19 protein-coding genes are annotated in these 17650 nt (G+C 52.8%); 9 read left to right on the top strand and 10 right to left on the bottom strand.

Annotation, left to right across the window (positions count from 1 at the left end):
* Positions 1 to 12: 12 nt before the first annotated feature.
* From ACRZ95_RS21905 to ACRZ95_RS21885, 5 genes are read left to right on the top strand one after another with little or no spacing between them, the layout of a single operon-like run.
* The gene (locus tag ACRZ95_RS21905; protein WP_170474677.1) at positions 13 to 447 is read left to right on the top strand and encodes a heme-binding protein; all 435 of its coding nucleotides are present in this window, start codon (positions 13 to 15) and stop codon (positions 445 to 447) included.
* A 9-nt stretch (positions 448 to 456) separates the two neighbouring features.
* Entirely contained in the window at positions 457 to 1338 is an 882-nt protein-coding gene (locus ACRZ95_RS21900) for an NAD(P)-dependent oxidoreductase (RefSeq protein WP_170474675.1), read from the top strand.
* Positions 1339 to 1394: 56 nt separating this feature from the next.
* A complete protein-coding gene (locus tag ACRZ95_RS21895) occupies positions 1395 to 2138 on the top strand; it encodes a glucose 1-dehydrogenase (protein ID WP_170474672.1) in 744 nt (247 codons plus the stop codon).
* 17 nt (positions 2139 to 2155) lie between these two features.
* Positions 2156 to 2467: a cupin domain-containing protein gene (locus ACRZ95_RS21890; RefSeq protein WP_170474669.1), complete on the top strand. Its 312-nt coding sequence runs from the start codon at positions 2156 to 2158 to the stop codon at positions 2465 to 2467.
* 5 nt (positions 2468 to 2472) lie between these two features.
* Positions 2473 to 3384: a sugar kinase gene (locus ACRZ95_RS21885; protein ID WP_170474666.1), complete on the top strand. Its 912-nt coding sequence runs from the start codon at positions 2473 to 2475 to the stop codon at positions 3382 to 3384.
* Positions 3385 to 3507: 123 nt separating this feature from the next.
* Here ACRZ95_RS21885 and ACRZ95_RS21880 read toward each other — a convergent pair whose 3' ends face one another.
* From ACRZ95_RS21880 to ACRZ95_RS21870, 3 genes are all read right to left on the bottom strand, one after another.
* On the bottom strand, positions 3508 to 3873 hold the full coding sequence (locus ACRZ95_RS21880; RefSeq protein WP_170474663.1) for a GNAT family N-acetyltransferase: 366 nt from the start codon (positions 3871 to 3873) through the stop codon (positions 3508 to 3510).
* Positions 3874 to 4275: 402 nt separating this feature from the next.
* Complete coding sequence (locus tag ACRZ95_RS21875) at positions 4276 to 4503, bottom strand: DUF1127 domain-containing protein (protein WP_170642888.1); 228 nt, start codon at positions 4501 to 4503, stop codon at positions 4276 to 4278.
* Positions 4493 to 4717: a DUF1127 domain-containing protein gene (locus ACRZ95_RS21870; protein WP_170375908.1), complete on the bottom strand. Its 225-nt coding sequence runs from the start codon at positions 4715 to 4717 to the stop codon at positions 4493 to 4495. The genes ACRZ95_RS21875 and ACRZ95_RS21870 overlap by 11 nt, the downstream gene beginning before the upstream one ends.
* A gap of 130 nt (positions 4718 to 4847) precedes the next feature.
* Here ACRZ95_RS21870 and ACRZ95_RS21865 point away from each other — a divergent pair, with 130 nt between their 5' ends.
* Positions 4848 to 5741 (top strand): LysR family transcriptional regulator, encoded by an 894-nt coding sequence (locus ACRZ95_RS21865; RefSeq protein WP_170662727.1) that lies wholly within the window; start codon positions 4848 to 4850, stop codon positions 5739 to 5741.
* A gap of 286 nt (positions 5742 to 6027) precedes the next feature.
* Here the strand turns inward: ACRZ95_RS21865 and yghX are convergent, their stop codons facing one another.
* Positions 6028 to 6915, bottom strand: coding sequence for a YghX family hydrolase (gene yghX, locus ACRZ95_RS21860; protein ID WP_170681639.1), 888 nt, complete (start codon positions 6913 to 6915; stop codon positions 6028 to 6030).
* A gap of 90 nt (positions 6916 to 7005) precedes the next feature.
* Positions 7006 to 8169 (bottom strand): aminotransferase class V-fold PLP-dependent enzyme, encoded by a 1164-nt coding sequence (locus tag ACRZ95_RS21855; protein WP_170681637.1) that lies wholly within the window; start codon positions 8167 to 8169, stop codon positions 7006 to 7008.
* A 132-nt stretch (positions 8170 to 8301) separates the two neighbouring features.
* Here ACRZ95_RS21855 and ACRZ95_RS21850 point away from each other — a divergent pair, with 132 nt between their 5' ends.
* Positions 8302 to 11178, top strand: a complete 2877-nt coding sequence (locus tag ACRZ95_RS21850; protein ID WP_170681635.1) for an FAD-binding and (Fe-S)-binding domain-containing protein — start codon at positions 8302 to 8304, stop codon at positions 11176 to 11178.
* Between the two features lie 9 nt (positions 11179 to 11187).
* Positions 11188 to 11865, top strand: a complete 678-nt coding sequence (locus tag ACRZ95_RS21845) for a GntR family transcriptional regulator (protein ID WP_170681633.1) — start codon at positions 11188 to 11190, stop codon at positions 11863 to 11865.
* A 42-nt stretch (positions 11866 to 11907) separates the two neighbouring features.
* Here the strand turns inward: ACRZ95_RS21845 and ACRZ95_RS21840 are convergent, their stop codons facing one another.
* The 5 genes from ACRZ95_RS21840 to ACRZ95_RS21820 form a co-directional block, all read right to left on the bottom strand.
* Entirely contained in the window at positions 11908 to 12984 is a 1077-nt protein-coding gene (locus ACRZ95_RS21840) for an Ldh family oxidoreductase (protein ID WP_170681631.1), read from the bottom strand.
* Positions 12974 to 13846, bottom strand: coding sequence for an ABC transporter permease (locus ACRZ95_RS21835; RefSeq protein WP_170681629.1), 873 nt, complete (start codon positions 13844 to 13846; stop codon positions 12974 to 12976). Before ACRZ95_RS21835 ends, ACRZ95_RS21840 begins: the two co-directional genes overlap by 11 nt.
* On the bottom strand, positions 13843 to 14652 hold the full coding sequence (locus tag ACRZ95_RS21830) for an ABC transporter ATP-binding protein (protein WP_170467807.1): 810 nt from the start codon (positions 14650 to 14652) through the stop codon (positions 13843 to 13845). The genes ACRZ95_RS21835 and ACRZ95_RS21830 overlap by 4 nt, the downstream gene beginning before the upstream one ends.
* Positions 14649 to 15590, bottom strand: a complete 942-nt coding sequence (locus tag ACRZ95_RS21825; protein WP_480555586.1) for an ABC transporter substrate-binding protein — start codon at positions 15588 to 15590, stop codon at positions 14649 to 14651. The genes ACRZ95_RS21830 and ACRZ95_RS21825 overlap by 4 nt, the downstream gene beginning before the upstream one ends.
* Before the next feature lie 145 nt (positions 15591 to 15735).
* A complete protein-coding gene (locus tag ACRZ95_RS21820; RefSeq protein WP_170681625.1) occupies positions 15736 to 16650 on the bottom strand; it encodes a fumarylacetoacetate hydrolase family protein in 915 nt (304 codons plus the stop codon).
* Between the two features lie 141 nt (positions 16651 to 16791).
* Between ACRZ95_RS21820 and ACRZ95_RS21815 the strand changes: the two genes are divergently transcribed.
* A complete protein-coding gene (locus ACRZ95_RS21815) occupies positions 16792 to 17472 on the top strand; it encodes a FadR/GntR family transcriptional regulator (protein WP_170467803.1) in 681 nt (226 codons plus the stop codon).
* The last annotated feature ends 178 nt before the right edge of the window (positions 17473 to 17650 follow it).

Genomic DNA, 17650 nt, shown 5'->3' with positions numbered 1-17650 from the left:
AAGGATGCCGCTATGCTGAATATCAAACGATTGGACATTGAAGAGGCGCGACGGCTGATCGCGGTCGCTAGGCTCAAAGCCGAAGATATCGGGGTGCCTATGTGCATCGCTGTTACCGATGAGAGTGGTATACTCATCGCATTTGAGCGAATGGATGGCGCCAAGATTACCAGCGTCAATCTGGCGATCGACAAGGCTTATACCGCATGCGGCATCAAAAAGAGCACGCAAGCCTTGGGTGCAGTCAGTCAACCGGGAATGCCAGCGCATGGCATCTCCTCGGCCTTAGGCGGACGTATGGTGACCGTTGCCGGCGGTCTTCCTGTGCTTGCTGGTTCTGATGTCGTCGGCGGCATTGGTGTTAGCTCAGGCTCGCCTGCGCAAGATCATGACGTCGCCCAAGCTGGGGCCGATGTCTTTTCCAAAATGAAAAACCCAAACGCTTAGGAGGCGCATATGTCGAATCCAAAAATCGGTTTCATTGGCCTAGGCCAAATGGGCAGCAAGATGGTTGAATGCCTCCAAAAAAATGGTTTTGATCTTGTGGTCATGGGCCGCAACAAAGCGGCGGTTGCCCAAACCGTTGCGCGCGGAGCGGTCGAGGTGAGCACCCCTAGGGAACTCGCCGCGGCCAGTGATATCGTCATGCTCTGCGTGACAACATCCGACGTGGTCGAAAGCCTGATCTACGGCGAGAATGGTATTCTCGCCGGGATCAAAGAAGGCGCGGTGGTCATAGATTTCGGCACGTCCATTCCAGCGTCAACAAAGAAAATTGGCGCGGACCTTGCGACAAAAGGGGCTGGGATGCTCGACGCGCCGTTGGGGCGTTCACCTTTGCACGCTAAGGACGGTTTGCTGAACATCATGGCAGCGGGCGATATCGAAACGTTTGAAAAGGTCAAACCTGTGCTCGATGTGCAGGGCGAGAACGTGTTCCATCTCGGTGCGCTCGGCGCGGGACATACGACCAAGCTGATCAACAATTTCATGGGTATGACAACAGCGTGTACCATGAGCCAGGCATTTGCAGTTGCAAAACAAGCGGGCATCGATGGCCAGCAGCTTTTTGAGATCATGTCTGCGGGCCCGTCCAATTCTCCATTTATGCAATTTTGCAAGAATTACGCCGTCGATGGCGTAAGTGATCTTGGGTTTTCGATCAGCAATGCCAACAAGGACATCGCCTACTTCGTTCAGATGATTACTGACATTGGAACGCGCTCCGAAATCGCTGAAGGCACTTCCGCAAATCTTCAAACGGCGCTTGATGCAGGGATGGGCGAAGGCAATGTACCCGAAATCTACGACATGTTCGTCAAACGCGGTGCAGCTTAGGCGACCCACAATGGCACACGACAACTTTCAAAGCTGAGCAAAGATGAGGGATGCCCATGAAACTCGCTGGAAAATCGGCAATTGTAACTGGAGCCGGCCGCGATATCGGTGCAGCAGTCGCTCTCAAGCTTGCCTCCGAGGGCGCAAACGTCGCAATAAACTATTTTGCCAGCAGCGCAGGCGCTGAGGACGTTGTGGCCAAAATCAAAGCAAATGGCGGGACCGCAATCGCGCTTCAAGGAGACCTAACGCAGAAAAGCGACGTTGACGCATTGGTGGCGCGATCTCTCGCGGAATTCGGCAGTATTGACGTTTTGGTCAATAACGCGGGCGGTTTGGTTGCCCGCAAAACAGTTGCAGAGTCCTCACTTGAACATTGGAAGTATGTGATGGACTTGAATCTGACCAGCAACTTCATGATGACGAACGCCTGTTTGGCTCATATGAAAAGCGGTGCGATTGTCAACTTGGCAAGCCAAGCTGCTCGCGATGGCGGCGGCCCCGGCTCAGTTCCCTATGCGACCTCAAAGGGCGCGATCATGACGCTGACGCGGGGTTTGGCCAAAGAACTGGGCCCTGATATTAGGGTCAATGGGCTGTGCCCTGGGATGATTGATACCGATTTTCATAATATCCACACACCGGACGCAGGACGTCGCGGCTTTGAAGCCGCTGCGCCAATGAAACGTCAGGGCACCATTGAGGATGTCGCAAACCTTGTCCTATTCCTAGCCTGCGACGACAGTGCTTTCATTACAGGAGCTAATGTCGATCTGAATGGTGGAATGCTTTTCTCATAGTGTAGCGGAGGTACACCTTGCCTAAATTTCCAGTTGTCTCGACAGGAGAGAATGTCACACGGCAAGTTCTCTCTGATCATCCCAATCTCATGGTTGTTGCCTTTCGGTTCAGCAAAGCAGGTGCGATAGGCGCGTTGCACAGCCATCCGCATGTCCAGTCAACATATGTCGAAAGTGGCCGGTTCCGATTCACTTTGGGCGAAAGTGATCAAGAGTTCGGGCCAGGAGACAGTTTTGTCATTCCGTCAGATCAAACCCACGGATGTGTTTGCCTGGAACCAGGAAAGCTCGTGGATAGCTTCACTCCGCGGCGCGACGATTTTTTGTAGAACCCATGCGTATATTAGCAATCGGCGAGTGCATGGCGGAACTTGCTCCCCTGGGTGGTCCAGGGGAGTTCAAGATCGGGTATGCTGGTGATACGTTCAACACGGCTTGGTATTTGGCGAAAATATCACCGAATACAGAGGTCGCTTATTTCACGACAGTTGGTGATGACAAACTGTCTCGCGAAATGCGAGCTTTTATTGACAGAACAGGTATCGATACCTCTCACATTTGCGAAATTTCGGATGGAACCGTGGGTCTCTATATGATCCACCTTACCAACGGCGAACGCAGTTTTTCCTATTGGCGCAACAGCTCTGCAGCCAAACGGCTTGCTGACGACCCAGATGCGCTTGGCCGTGCTATCGAAAAAGCGGATTTGATCTATTACTCAGGAATTACGCTGGGAATTCTTGGTCGTCAATCGCGTGAAATTCTACTTGGTGCTCTCCAAAGGGGTCGCGATGTAGGGAAAACCGTAGCTTTCGATACGAACATCAGACCCAAACTTTGGTCAAGTACCGAAGAAATGAAGCGTTCAATCATGCGCGCTGCTGAGCTCTCGGATATCGTGTTGCCGTCTTTTGACGATGAAAGCGCGTGGTTTAATGACGACTGTCCGACCGCGACTCTTGAACGATATGCAAGACTTGGTGTGGAGCGGGTCGTCGTAAAGAACGGCGAGCATTCTGTGGTTTATCAAGATGGGAATTTTAGAGGGGAGGTGCCTACTAAGCCGGAAACTTCCGCTATTGATACAACAGCCGCTGGTGACAGCTTCAACGCTGGCGTTTTGCTCAGCGTATTGGAGAAAAGTGATTTCCGCGCGGGAATATCGTTGGGCTGCCAATTGGCCAGCTACGTGATCCAAGCCAAAGGAGCGCTAGTTCCTGTCGATGCACTGCGTGTTACAGCTTGAGGCGGTAAATCCCGACTTGTGTTTAAGGTGGAATATGCGCGTCGCACGGCCACTATCTGAAGAAAGGCAACTTTAACACTGAAACAATAAAGGCACTAGAAAAGGTCATTCGCTAAAGTCCAATCAAACGACCGCAATACGCAGTGTGCCATTGGTCGTCATAGTAAAAAGCAGATGTGAGTGTGCCCTAGCTTCAGCGATAATCTCAATGGCAATTGACGCGGGCGTCGGCCAGTTGAGGTGCAAGATTGCTTCAACAATATCCGCGTAGGCTACAAACTGCGCGTTATGTTTCGCCGCAAGATAGCGCATGTGGCGGTTTTCCTTCAGGCACATCATTTGGATAGTCCGGACGCCTCTGTTCTGCGCCATCGCGTACATCTGTTGAATCAAAGCGTCGCCAATCCCAAGGCCTCGGCACTCGGCTTCGACAGAGAATGCAGCCTCTGGCTTTGATGGCCATGAATGAAAGAGGCCGCGCAGTTCCACAAGGCCCCTCAATTGTCCTCAGACAAACGCCCCACAAGCGATACTGTCATACCGAAGGATGTTCTGTGCGTAGCTCAAGACGTAATTGGCGTTGACGACTCCACAAATCCGTGCTCGCCGCGTTTCGATATCTAACTACAGAAAATGATTGCAGATGTCACTTTGATCGCCAGAACGGAGACGACGAACGATCGGGTCTTGTAGTGCTCTCATGACTTTCAGTTTTCGCGTTTCCTGTTTGGCAGGTTGGTATGGGCCAGCATTTTCGGGAGGAGGTGAAAATGCTGGCCCTTTGCGATGGCGCTCCCCGTTGGCTTTTTCGCCGCCGCTTATGCTGGCTTACTCTGGGAGGAGCGAGGACCAGCAAACTTGTGTAATCTTCTGACCTGAAGGCCCACTTCTCTATTCGTCAGCCATTAGTTTTTCGGCATATTCCGGGATCTCAGATCGCGAAATTCCGATCTGAGCGAGTTGGTAGTCACTCATATTCGAAAGCGCAGAGAGCATCCGGGCCATTTTCAGTGCTTTCAAAGCAGCTTTAGTCGTGGATCTGATCCACACCAAGAATGCGATTGATTGGGCGATCGCGTGATCGCGATACGTAGCAGGGGCTTGGGTGTTAACAGCCATAGGCGGCCTCCAACGCAAGATTTTTGATGCTGCTTCTCGAGATACCCAAATCTATTAAGTCACGGTCAGATAACACCGAGAGTTCATAGTAAGTTTCGCGATAAACCCTGCGTTTGGCCTGTGCCTTGCGTATCGTGTCCAGCTTTTGATGAAAGAACGTGCGGCCAGCTTCGAAAACGACATCCAGCGCGCTGTTTGATCGTGTAATTGCCATGATATTGCCTCGTCCGTTGCTGCAATGCAGTATTTATGCTGCAATGCAGAGATAAGGGCATTTGGTAGCGCTCACAACTCGCCATTTTGGCAAAGGCCCCATGCCATATTGGAACAGCAAAGGTCATGACATGGACATTTCTGCGCAAATGCTAATCTTTGCGACGGTTGTCGAGCAGGGCAGTATTTCTGCGGCTGCAAGATCAATGGGGCAAACCCCATCAGCAGTAAGTAAGCAGATCGGGTTACTTGAAGATCAGGTGCACTACCGACTTCTGAATCGTACCAGAACGGGTGTCTCTCCAACGCGGGAAGGCCAAGATTTCTATGAAAAATGCAAAGCGATGGCTGACAAATTCAATGAAGCCAAAGCGATGATCCACAGCTTTGACGGTGTCCCACGCGGAGAACTCAGGATCGCATCCACTGTTGCATTCGGTAAGTCCCAACTAATTCCTGCTCTGCCAGAGTTCATGAAAGAGAACCCTCAGGTTCAAATGTCTTTGGATTTGACCGACCGAGAAATTGATCTTCGGAGTGAAGGCTTCGATGCGGCGATCTGCTTTGCGGAACAACGCAAGAATCCAGATATGGTCATCAGGCGCGTTATGCAGAGTCGAAGGGTACTATGTGCCTCACCTGAATACCTTGCGCGTTGTGGAACACCGTCGAATTTTGCCGAATTGGCTGAGCACAATTGCTTGAGAGTTGCTGGGAGAAGCCAGCGGAACGCTTGGAACAGCATCGAACCGAACGCAGGCGAAAAATTTGAAGCAACGGGCAGCTTTGAGGGGAACAGCACCGATGTCGTCTTTAGAGCCGCTCTGGCTGGTATCGGGATCGCACGGCTGCCCTGCTATATGGCAAACAGGAAGTTTCTCTCCGGCGAACTTGTCCATGTCATGCCGGAGTATGCACCTCCCAGCACGGATATCGTCGTAATGTTTGCCGAAAGGCGGAATCTGGCACCAAAAACGCGCGCGTTTGTGGATTATCTCGCGCGGCGGTTTCGGGATACCGAATAGAACCAAAGGAACGGCTAACCACGCATAAAAGTGATAATACTTTTGACCCGCAGATGAGCTGAACACTTAACGATGGATCGCTTCACCTAAAACCGTTGCGACAGTATCCTTCCATCGTTTCGACACGTTAAAAAAGTTAATAGTAGGCATAGCGGGCCGACACCTTGTCGCAGAATTTCTAACTCCAAAGTTCAAGTTTCCGGGGCTTCCAAGGGCTTGGCCAAGATGGGCCGAGGATTTCAACGAAAGGATATCAACGCATGACTGGCTTGGTAGCTTGTACCAATTAATTCAGATAGGTTTTGAACCAATCAATTGTGCGGTCCCAGGCTAGGTTTGCCATTTCCTCATCATAGCGTGGCGTACTGTCGTTATGAAAACCGTGGTTGGCGTTTTCGTATATATATGCCTCGTATACTTTGTCGTTGGCCTGAAGAGCAGCTTCAAAATCCGGCCACCCTGCGTTGATGCGCTCATCAAGCTCTCCCATTTGAATCAGTAGTGGCGCCTGAATTTTAGCCACATCCTCAGCTGCCGGCTGGCGACCATAGAACGGCACGCCCGCTGCCAATTCCGGATAGGCCACAGCAATTGCGCTGACTACGCCGCCACCGTAGCAGAAACCCACTGCGCCGACCTTTCCAGTACTGTCATCTCGGTTCAGTAGGTATTCAAATCCATTGAAGAAATCGTTCATCAACTCGACCCGGTCCACTGTCTTTTGCAGTTCGCGCCCATCTGCGTCGTTGCCGGGGTATCCTCCCACCGATGTCAGGCCGTCTGGAGCCAGAGCCATAAACCCGGCTTTCGCCAATCTGCGCGCGACATCTTCGATGTACGGGTTAAGGCCGCGGTTTTCGTGGACTACCAGCACCGCGGGCAGGGGCTCTTCAACGCCTGCGGGCCGGACCAGGTAGCCCCGCACGTCACCGGTTCCATTTGGTGAGGGATAGGTGATGTAGTCTGCATGGATATCGGGATCGTTAAATGACACCTGCTGTGCTAGGGCATAGTTCGGACTAAGCATTTTCAGCAACGCGACCGCTGACAAACCGCCAACCGCAAATTTGCTGGCGCGGTCCAGAAATTGGCGTTTAGTGATTTTGCCGTGCGCATAAAAGTCATACAGATCAAGAAGTTCCTGGTCGAAGTCTTTTGCCGTCATACGGGTCATGGTGAAGCTCCTAAAGAGTTTGGTGATCCGGAGGTTTGGTAATTTCCAGTCAATGGGACTCGGTTGCGCTATTGGAGGCTCAGATTGGATTTACGCGGCCTTGAGATGCTCCAAGGCAGCCTGCGTGCCACCTGCTGTATGAGGCACGCCGCTCTTGGCGAGACCCATTTCTACGCCTGACAGTGTGGCCATCAACATCAGGTCGTTGAAATCGCCCAAGTGACCTATGCGGAAAACCTTGTCGGCTACTTTGGACAGGCCATTTCCAAGTGAGATATCATAGTGCTCTAGCGTAGTTGCGCGAAATACATCAGCAGAATGTCCTTCAGGTACTTTAACAGCGGTCAGTACGCCCGACTCCTGACCTTGGCGAGCACACAATACCTCAAGCCCCCATGCTTGCACCGCAGCCCGCGTCGCGGCGCCATGGCGGGAATGCCGTGCGAACACGTTCTCCAGCCCCTCTTCGTGCAACATATCGATGGCCTCATTTAGTCCATAGAGGAGATTGGTACCGGGCGTATAAGGGAAGAACCCTTTCTGGTTGGGTTCGATCATATCATGCCAATCCCAATAACTTCGTGGCATACTCACGGATTTTGAATGTTCCAGTGCACGGTCGCTTACAGCGTTAAAGCTCAGTCCAGGCGGTAGCATCAGTCCTTTTTGCGAACCAGAGACACAGACATCAACGCCCCAGTCGTCGAACCTAAAATCGATCGACCCTAGGCCAGAAATGGAATCAACAATGAGGAGCGCAGGGTGCTTTGCCGCATCTATAGCTCTGCGCACTTCCTCAATCGACGAGACTGACCCAGTAGAAGTTTCATTGTGGACGACGCATACCGCCTTGATCGCGTGCTGACTATCTTCGCGCAGGCGGTCTTCGATCTGATTAGGATCCGCACCGCCACGCCAATCTCCTTCAATCAGTTCTGGCTGCAATCCCAGTTTTCCTGCCAAGTTGCACCACATGAAGGCGAAATGTCCTGTTTCGAACATGAGAACTTTTTCGCCTGGCGACACACTGTTCACAAGTGCTGCTTCCCATGCACCGGTGCCGGATGAGGGGTAAATAAAGACGTTCTTCTTTGTCTTGAAAATGGTTTTTATCCCACTGAGGGCCTTGTTCCCTACTTCAGCAAAATCGGGCCCACGGTGATCAATGGTTTGTGTGCTGATGGCCTTTAGGATGCGCTCTGGCACAGCACTTGGCCCTGGAATCTGTAAAAAGTGCCTGCCCGCCTGACGCATTTGAAACGATCCTTATGCTGGTGCCAAAAGAGTGGTGCTATTAATAATTGCAAAAGTTAATTATGAATTCATTATTCAGTCAATGGGCAAGTAGAGCCTGAATGGGCTTACTGGGAATGGAAGGCGAACCTGATGGTAAAGAATGGATCGTTGTACCGCCGACTGTTGTCTGATGTGCGGGGAGAGGTGATGTCAGATCCGGCGTCGCTTGCTCGGTACTCGACCGATGCCTCAATCTATCAGATGATACCTGACGCTGTTGTGATCCCCCTATCCAAAGAAGATGTGAAAGCCGTGATGTCTGTCGCGCGGGGCGAGGGATTTTCGGTCCTTCCTCGCGGTGGCGGCACGTCGCAATGCGGGCAAACGGTCAATCAGGGTGTTGTGCTGGACAACACAAAATACTTGAATCGTATTCTAGACATAGACGTTGAGAAACGTATTGCGCGCGTTCAGCCAGGTGTTGTGTTGGATCAATTGAACGACGCGTTGAAGAAGCATGGCCTTTGGTTTCCCGTGGATCCCTCAACAGCGTCTCGTTGCACTCTTGGGGGGATGGCAGCAAACAATTCTTCAGGCGGGAAGTCTCTGCGGTACGGGATCATGCGAGATAACGTCCGTGCAATAAACGCAATTCTTGTTGACGGAAGCGAAGCGCGGTTCAGCGCTGAAACGCCCGCGTCTAGCGATTATGCGGATCTTGTTGGCGACATGCGCGCACTTGGGCGTCGTGAGGCGTCTGAAATTGACGCCCGTTTTCCCAAGGTCCAGCGCCGTGTGGGCGGGTACAATATCGACGCGCTCGTCGGTAGCGACATCAACATGTCCCATTTGTTGGTGGGGTCAGAAGGCACGCTGGCTTATTTCACTGAATTGGAATTGAACTTGGCACAGTTACCAGGTGAGAAAGTTACCGGCGTGTGCCATTTCTCGACATTTCGTGCTGCAATGGAGGCCACCCAGCACATCGTGACGCTCAATCCTCAGGCGGTAGAATTGATCGACGAGACAATGATCGCGTTGGGGCGCGATATTCCATTGTTTCGCGACACTATAGAGGCCTTTGTAACAGGCAAACCCGAAGCCCTGCTACTAGTAGAATTCGCCGAGGGCAACGCTGAGGACAATGCCGCAAAACTGGTTAAGCTTTCCCAACTAATCGGAGATCTCGGCTTGTCTTTTACCGGAACGAAAAACCGGTGGGGTGGAGTTGTTTCAATTACAGACGCCAAGCTACAGAATTCTATCGCCGAGTACCGGAAATCCGGCTTGAATGTCATGATGTCGATGAAGGAGGCAGGCAAGCCGATATCCTTCGTTGAAGATTGCGCTGTTCCGTTGACCGACCTCGCCGATTACACCGCGGGCCTAAACGAAATATTCGCCCGGCATGGCACCAAGGGGACATGGTACGCGCACGCCTCCGTCGGGTGCCTACATGTTCGTCCTGTCCTAAATATGCGGCAGGACAAAGACGTCAGCACAATGCGGGCGATTGCCGAAGAAACATTTGATCTGGTTAAGCGATACAAGGGCTCTCATTCAGGTGAACACGGTGACGGGATCGTACGTTCTGAATTTCATGAAAAAATGTTCGGTCAGCGTATTATTTCCGCCTTTGAAGAGGTTAAGAACCGGTTTGACCCAATCGGGATGCTCAATCCTGGAAAGATTGTGCATGCGCCCTCAATGGATGATCGCCGTCTATTCCGCTACAGCCAAAATTATTCAGTCCCGGATTTCGAAGCAGCGCTGGATTGGTCAGCTTGGCCGGGTACCGGAGGAGGATTTCAGGGTGCCGTTGAGATGTGCAATAACAACGGTGCGTGCCGCAAGCTAAAGGGCGGAGCTATGTGCCCTTCGTTCCGTGCCACCCGAAACGAGCGTGATTCCACGCGTGGGCGTGCAAACACTTTGCGTTTCGTGATCAGCGGGCAGTTGCCGGGCGGTTTGGAATCCGACGCAATGCTGGACGCGATGAAGTACTGCGTATCCTGTAAGGCGTGCGCTCGGGAGTGCCCGACTGGCGTCGACATGGCGCAAATGAAGATCGAAGTACTGTCAGCGAAACGTAAAAAAGATGGGCTGACACTGGCAGATAAATTGATAGCTTACCTGCCCAGATATGCACCAAAAGCTGCAAAAGTCGCGTGGCTTATGAATATTCGAAACAAAATTGGACCCTTGCGCAAGCTTTTGGAAATCCCGACCGGTATTGCCGCGCGACGTGATCTTCCAGAATGGTCTTCCGTTCCGTTCCGAGATGACGAGGCCCAAGATAGTGATCCGCAGGTTCTTCTGTTTGCAGATGTATTCAACCGTTATTTCGAGCCTGACAATCTGCGCGCCGCAGTCCGGGTCCTGCGTGTGCTAGGGCTGCGTGTCGCCGTAGCACGGGATAACCACACTAAAAGAGTGTTGGATTGCGGGCGTACCTTGTTGGCTGTGGGTTGTGTGGAAGAAGCGCGACACGAGGCTCAGCGCGTGATTGACGCGACACGAGATATGGTTGCCAAAGGCATACCTGTCGTCGGACTTGAACCTTCCTCTATCCTCACTTTTCGGGACGAGTATTTGGCTCTTTGCCCGGGACCGCAAACGGAGATGTTGGCGAAGGCCACACATACAATTGAGGAATTTCTGGCTGAACAGCCGAGATTGCCTTTGAAACCGATAGATCGACCGATCTACGTCCATGGACATTGTCATCAGAAGGCACATGACGTCGTCACGCCTATGCTCAATCTCCTGAAGCGTATTCCAGAGGCGCAGATTAACATGATCGAAAGCAGTTGTTGTGGTATGGCTGGCGCGTTTGGATATGCCCCGGAAACTGTCGATGTCTCGATCGAGATGGCAAAGCTAGAGCTATTTCCAGCTTTGGACGCGGCACCAGTGAATGCAATTGTTGTGGCAGATGGGACATCATGTCGGCACCAAATCACCGAGGGTACCCGACGGCAGCCCATGCATGTCGCTCGCTTGTTGGAAATGGTACTTGATGATTAGGACGTGGTTATGAATCTAACGGATGGCATCAAGCGCACAACACTACATGAAGAACTGGTCGAACGTCTGCGCAACCTGATTGTCGAAGATGTTCTGAAGCCGGGAGAGAAAGTGCCTGAGAGACAGCTCTGCGACTCGTTGGGGGTCTCAAGGACACCATTGCGGGAAGCCCTAAAGGTGCTTGCATCAGAAGGCTTTGTGGTACTCCAAGCCAACCGAGGTGCGCGCGTTGCCAGTGTCACGCGAGAAGAATTGGAGAATACGTTTCCAGTTCTTGCGACGCTTGAGCAACTGGCAGGAGAGTTGTCGTGTCAGAGCATGAACTCCACGGAAATTAAACAGATTGAATGTCGCCACGCCGATATGTTGAAAGCCTATAGGTCACGTGATCGACAGGCGTATTTCAAAGCCAATCAGGACATCCATCAGGCACTGATACGTGGCGCGCGAAACGACATTCTTGAAACCCACCACAAGCTGTTGGCGGCGCGGGTCCGCCGTGCACGTTTTGTGGCCAATCTGTCAGACGAACGCTGGGCGCAGGCAATTCGCGAACATGAAGCTATGATGGAGTTGCTTAAGGCTCGCGATGCAGATGGGCTTGGCAAAACCATGAAGGTACACATGATGAACAAGCTTTCGGCTCTTGTGAAGGCGCTTGAGGCCGAGAATGAGGCGTTTCGCTGACTTCTGTTCCAAAGCGCTTACAAACTTTTCACGGATCGACCGCTAGTCAGTGCTGAGATTTGGAAATGGGGGAGTCAGCCCACAGTCCATGGCTAGTTTGTTGAGATCACGACAAAGAGCGGGGTTAAGCCTTACACCGTCTTTACGACGGGCTTCAGCTGCGGCCGTTTTGCCGTCTCCGGGCAAGCGCACCGGGTCATGACCGGGCAGTGGGGCTGATGCGCGCATTTCGGAAAAGACGCGGGCGGCGTTGGAAGCAAAGTCTTTTTCCATCCCAAACGCTGCCGGATTAAGCGCCATTACGAATTGCCCTGTGTTTGTGGATGAGGTCGTGTCTGAGGTAAAGTTGACCACGTCTGAGCCGAAGGCCGCGCCGTTCAAGACCCCGGCCATTAATCCGATAGCTACAGAAAGACCGAATCCTTTTGGACCGCCGATCGGCAAAAGAAATCCTTCTGACTTGCGGGCAGGGTCCGTCAATGGGTTTCCATCGCGCCCGACCATCCAACCCTCAGGCATAGGCTTACCTTGCTGCAACAGTGTCTTGATCTTGCCCATAGCGGCAACAGTCGTCGCCATATCAAAAACGAATGGATCAGGGCCATCGGCAGGCGCAGAGAAAGCGATAGGATTGGTGCCAAGAAGCAGGTCGCTTCCGCCATAGGGCGGAACGTGGTTCGCACTGCCAACCGCTGCGGCCATGCCAAGCATCCCGGCCTCGGCTTGTGGACGCACGTATAGTGCGAGTGGTCCTGCATGGTTGCCACGTCGAACACCGACCCATCCGATGCCGACCTCTCTCGCCTTTTCTATTGCAAGATCCCGAGCCGCCGACATAGCTAAATGACCAAGTCCGTCATCTCCGTCGATCAAAGCGGTTGCAACAGTCTCATGTTCTACCGTGATTTTTGCCGTAGGATTAGAACCGCCGCCCGCCAACCGGGCAAGGTACTGGCGCAGGCGAAATACACCGTGTGTCCCGTAACCATAGATGTCGGCCTCCACCATCGTCGAGGCCACCTGAACAGCGTCCGCTTTTGGCACACCTCGCGTTTCGAGTGCGCTCGCCACAAACTCACGCAGGGCCTTGCAGTGTATTTTCACAGGTTCAGAAGTCATCTCTGCCGACCTGCTCTTTATGCCAGAACACGAGTTTACGCTGTGTCCAAACCACCGTTGCAAAAACGGCCAGGCCGACGAGGCTGAGATACAGGATCAACGAGAACACCCGAGGTGTATTGAGCTGCGAGGCTGCAACACGTATCAGCTCACCAAATCCCTTTCCGCCGCCCAGGAACTCTCCTGTAATTGCACCTGCCATCACGCCAACTGCACCGATCTTGAGACCGGTGAATATCTGCGGCAGGCCAGTTGGCAGCTTCATCTTGATCAATGTCTGCATCCGGCTCGCGCCCATCGTCTTGAACAACATGCGCGCGTTTTCGTCGGCGGCGTGAAGCCCAGCGGCTGTTCCAACCACAATTGGGAATGTCGCAATAAATGCAGCAAGTGCCACCTTGGATTCAATGCCGAACCCCAGCCACGCCACAAACAGCGGGGCGAACGCGACTTTTGGCATGGTGTCGATGGCCACGAGGTAAGGCATCACTGCTTTTTCGCCAAATGCGGTTTCCCCGACTAGCACGCCCAGCGAAAAACCGATCGCGATCGCCAAGGCAAAGCCATAGATGACCTCTTTGAAAGTGATCCAAAGCGCACCCAGCATGTAACCTCCGGTCAAAAGGTTTTGTCCGACGAAAATCATGTCACTAAGGGTCTCCATCGGGGTGGGCAGGATGATCGGCGATACAAGCCCCAAGCTCGTCACAATCTGCCAAGTGCCTACGAAAACGACGAAAACAAACGTCATCGCAATCCAACGGGGAACCGAGTCGATAAAGTGAACTTTCTGCTCCCATACAGTGTCTTCTGCGGGGTCAGCGTCCTTTACGGAAGGCGAGTAGTCCTGAACTTGGCTCACATTTCTTCTCCCTTATCCAGGAGGCTGCGAATGTAGTCTACAATAGCGCCGAACTTAGGTGTCGTCATCATATCGAGCGTGCGCGGGCGAGGCAGGTCGACTTCAACAATTTCGGCAATCCTGCCTGGACGTGGCTTCAACACGACGATTTCATCGGACAAAATCACCGCCTCTTGAATGGAGTGTGTCACAAGAAACGCGGTCGCTTCCTGTTCCCGGCAAATCCGCTGCAACTCCATATTCATCATGTCGCGCGACAACTCGTCGAGAGCGCTGAACGGTTCGTCCAACAAAAGCACGGCTGGTTCGGTTATCAGCATTCGACAGATCGACGCGCGTTGTGCCATCCCGCCCGACAATTCGTTCGGATATACGTTTTCAAAACCTTTCAAGCCTACGACATCCAAAAGTTCGTGAGCCTTTGCCATGGCTTGCTTGGCTGCTGCCTTTCCATCTCGGATCTCGATTGGCAGGACGATGTTTTCCACAGCTGTTTTCCATGGGAAAAGTGTCGCTTGCTGAAACATCATACCAATATCACGTCGGGTCCCAGTGACCGGCAACCCCTGAAGGATCACACGTCCTTTAGTCGGCGGGATCAGACCCGCCATGATCTTGAGCAGAGTTGACTTGCCGCACCCGCTGGACCCGATGACAGATGTGAAGCTTCCTTTCCGAAGCGTCAGATTAATGTCTTCGAGAGCGACCACCAGATTGCGCGCATAGGTCTTGCTTACGTGTGTCAACTCGTAGACCGGCGTGCCCAAGGGCGCGCCGGAAAACTCATGGGTGACTTCAGCGTTCATTTACTGACAGCCTCGTTGCCAATGGCAGCAAACTCATTGGTCCACGCAGCGCTCAGGTCATCAAGTGGTCCCGGAATTTCGCCGCCTGCGACCAGCGCGTCTTGCCATTCTTGCCAGACTTCGGCGGGATACCATCCCAGACCATTGCTTGGATCCGCCGCTATGGTTTTTGAACGCACGGCATCGAACAGTGCCGACTGGAACTCCTTGTCTTCGCCTTCCTGCGGATTGCCGTCGGCCAAGTGCTTCAAAACGGCTTCGCGGTTGGCATCATCAAGTGCAAAGGCATGGCCACGAGCGAATGCGCGGCTCCAAGCCTCGACCAGTTCCCGATCATTGGCGATTGTGTCGGCCATAGTAGCGATGCCGTTCCCGAAGAAACGCCCAAATTCTGCCGGCGTAATGTCGCGCACTGCCATTCCGCGCTGGTTCAGAATTGCCGTGTCAGCTGTCGATGCGGAATAGGCGTCGATTTCACCGTTCAGGAAAGCCGCTGTTGCCGGGCCACCGTCGCCGACAGTCAGGAAAGTGAAGTCTTCACCCTCTTTCATGCCTGCTCCGGTCATCACATTACGTGCAAAGCCGACTTCCGCGCCATCAGCCGTACCCGTTCCGATAACTTTACCTCGAAGCTCTTCGACACTTTGGATGTCAGAGTCTTCTGGCACGGCGATGCCGAAGTTGCTGCGTGCCGCAACGTTGTAGATATGTACTGCGTCCACATCCCGCGATCGCGCTGCAATTAGGGGACCAGGTCCGGGGCGACCGAAATGCGCTTGCCCTGCAGACAAAGCCTGAAGCACGGCTCCTGAACCGTTGATCGCCTCGACGGTCACGTCCAAACCTTCGTCTGCGAAGTAACCTTCTCCAATGGCGACAAAAACAGGAAATGAGTTGATCGCCGATGGGCTCGGTTGCACAAAAGTGATTTTACGCAAGTCCTGCGCAAAACCTTTCGTTCCTATTGCTCCCGCTACCGGAACTGCCGAAAGCAAGGACGCTGTGAAAGTCCTTCTGTTCATCATTTTAGTCTTCCTCCCTTGCATGGTTGGCTTCCAGCAGCTTCAGAGATGCAGGAGCCACTTACACGGCGCGCACGGTATTCCTGAGCGTGCCAATTTCTGAAATTTCACAAACCACCGTGTCCCCGTCTTTCAGGAACTGAGGCGGGTCCATTGCGTATCCGACGCCTGACGGCGTGCCGGTCGCGAGTACGTCCCCCGGTTCTAGGGTCAGGCCTTCTGACAGGGATGCGATCAGCGTCGGAATGTCGAAAATCATGTCCGACGTAGTTCCGTTTTGGCGCTGTTCGCCATTGACGGTTATTCCAATTGACAAAGACTGCGGATCGCTGACCGCATCAGCAGTCACTATCCAGGGACCCAATGGGCAAGACCCATCTAAACCTTTGCCTTTGAAATACTGCCCACCATGTCGGCGTTGGATGTCACGTGCGGTGATGTCGTTGAGGATCGTATAGCCGTATACGTGGTCATATGCGTCAGACTTGGCTATGTTTCGCCCCGGTTTTCCAATCACAACTGCCAGTTCCACTTCGTAGTCGATGGCTTGTGAGACCGATGGGAAAATCAGAATGTTTGCCTCTGGTGCCACAATCGAGGTTGGCGGTTTTGTAAAGAAAACTGGATGCTCTGTTACACCAATTTTTTGATTTTGTGCCCGTTCGCCCTCGGCGATGTGTTCAGCGTAATTTCGCCCTACACAAAACACGTTCTTACTCGGACTGGGAATTGGCGCTAGAAACGGCGCGCCATCCCTAACCAGTGCGTCCTTTAGACTACCTGATTCAGCCGATGAAACGAGGGATCTCAAAACTCCAAGCGTATCTTCTCCACCCGCGATCAATTGCTGCATTGAACCGGCGTTCAGCGTTTTGCCAATCATCTGCGCTGCGCGCAAAATGTCCAACTTGCTGCCATCTTCAAGTATTGCCACGCAAACGGCTTGGCCCTCTACGGAAACAGTTGCTAACCGCACTCGGCACTCCTCCCTCGTGCTTATTTCAAGCCGTAGTCACGGACCCTGTCCTGCGACTCGTTTCTTGCTTTCCTCTTGCCCTTGAGTTTTTTCCGACTTGGCGTTTCAATCAATCAACCAATCACTAAATTGGGTGGAGATATGAGCGCACCAACCGAACTCGCGCACCGTGTACGCGACCTAATTAACAATGCGGGATACAGGCATAACGACAGGCTCCCACCTGAACGTGAGTTGTGTTCAAAACTTGGGACAACTCGCAATCAGTTGCGAAGAGCGTTGGCAGAGCTCGAGGCCCAGGGACTGATCTGGCGTCATGTCGGGCGGGGAACATTTGTTGGTTCCAGGCCGGTTCTCAACCTCACCGACGTAACTTACTTGGGCAATCAAATTAAACCTGAACAGGTTGTGTCGGTACGATTTACGATCGAACCGCAGCTTAGCCGGCTGGCGGCACTCCATTCCACTCGTTCCGACCGTGAGCAAATGAGGCTTTGCGCTGACAAATGTCGCACGGCGGAAGACTGGCGCACCTACGAAGCGTGGGACAACAATTTGCACTACGCCATAGCCCGCTCTACTCGAAACCAACTTTTTCTATACTTTTTCGAAACTTTGAATTCGGTCCGTAGGTCGATTGTTTGGGGGCAACCACGCGAAACCCTTAAGCCCGCTGAAAATTACTCCAGTTTTCGGGAGCATGATGCGATCGTATCCGCCATTGCAAAGGGCGACGCTGAACTTGCTGCCAGTGCCATGGTGGATCACCTGAAATCCGTTTATTCGCGCGTACTACCCAAAAGCATGCAATCTGACGGCTGATGTAGAATACGCGCCCAACCAATTCTACAAATGGTCGGGCTGCAACGAGGTTGGGGCTCTTGCATACTCACCCCAATTTTGGCGATGACTTCATAAGAAGCCGCGTTTGATCGTATCTGGCGTGGCATCGATCGGAAGGTCTCTGGCCGTTTGGAAATCCGATCATTGGCAATTATAC

The sequence above is a fragment of the Ruegeria sp. AI3 genome, assembly GCF_056541245.1.
The sequence above is the reverse complement of the archived record's forward strand: the minus strand, read 5'-3'. Positions and strand labels throughout refer to the sequence as shown.

Bases quoted from the DNA above. Each gene is read 5' to 3' on its own strand.
- ACRZ95_RS21905 (WP_170474677.1), top strand. From the start codon at position 13: ATGCTGAATATCAAACGATTGGACATTGAAGAGGCGCGACGGCTGATC.
- ACRZ95_RS21900 (WP_170474675.1), top strand. From the start codon at position 457: ATGTCGAATCCAAAAATCGGTTTCATTGGCCTAGGCCAAATGGGCAGC.
- ACRZ95_RS21895 (WP_170474672.1), top strand. From the start codon at position 1,395: ATGAAACTCGCTGGAAAATCGGCAATTGTAACTGGAGCCGGCCGCGAT.
- ACRZ95_RS21885 (WP_170474666.1), top strand. From the start codon at position 2,473: ATGCGTATATTAGCAATCGGCGAGTGCATGGCGGAACTTGCTCCCCTG.
- ACRZ95_RS21875 (WP_170642888.1), bottom strand. From the start codon at position 4,503: ATGGCTGTTAACACCCAAGCCCCTGCTACGTATCGCGATCACGCGATC.
- ACRZ95_RS21870 (WP_170375908.1), bottom strand. From the start codon at position 4,717: ATGGCAATTACACGATCAAACAGCGCGCTGGATGTCGTTTTCGAAGCT.
- ACRZ95_RS21865 (WP_170662727.1), top strand. From the start codon at position 4,848: ATGGACATTTCTGCGCAAATGCTAATCTTTGCGACGGTTGTCGAGCAG.
- yghX (WP_170681639.1), bottom strand. From the start codon at position 6,915: ATGACCCGTATGACGGCAAAAGACTTCGACCAGGAACTTCTTGATCTG.
- ACRZ95_RS21855 (WP_170681637.1), bottom strand. From the start codon at position 8,169: ATGCGTCAGGCGGGCAGGCACTTTTTACAGATTCCAGGGCCAAGTGCT.
- ACRZ95_RS21850 (WP_170681635.1), top strand. From the start codon at position 8,302: ATGGTAAAGAATGGATCGTTGTACCGCCGACTGTTGTCTGATGTGCGG.
- ACRZ95_RS21845 (WP_170681633.1), top strand. From the start codon at position 11,188: ATGAATCTAACGGATGGCATCAAGCGCACAACACTACATGAAGAACTG.
- ACRZ95_RS21840 (WP_170681631.1), bottom strand. From the start codon at position 12,984: ATGACTTCTGAACCTGTGAAAATACACTGCAAGGCCCTGCGTGAGTTT.
- ACRZ95_RS21830 (WP_170467807.1), bottom strand. From the start codon at position 14,652: ATGAACGCTGAAGTCACCCATGAGTTTTCCGGCGCGCCCTTGGGCACG.
- ACRZ95_RS21815 (WP_170467803.1), top strand. From the start codon at position 16,792: ATGAGCGCACCAACCGAACTCGCGCACCGTGTACGCGACCTAATTAAC.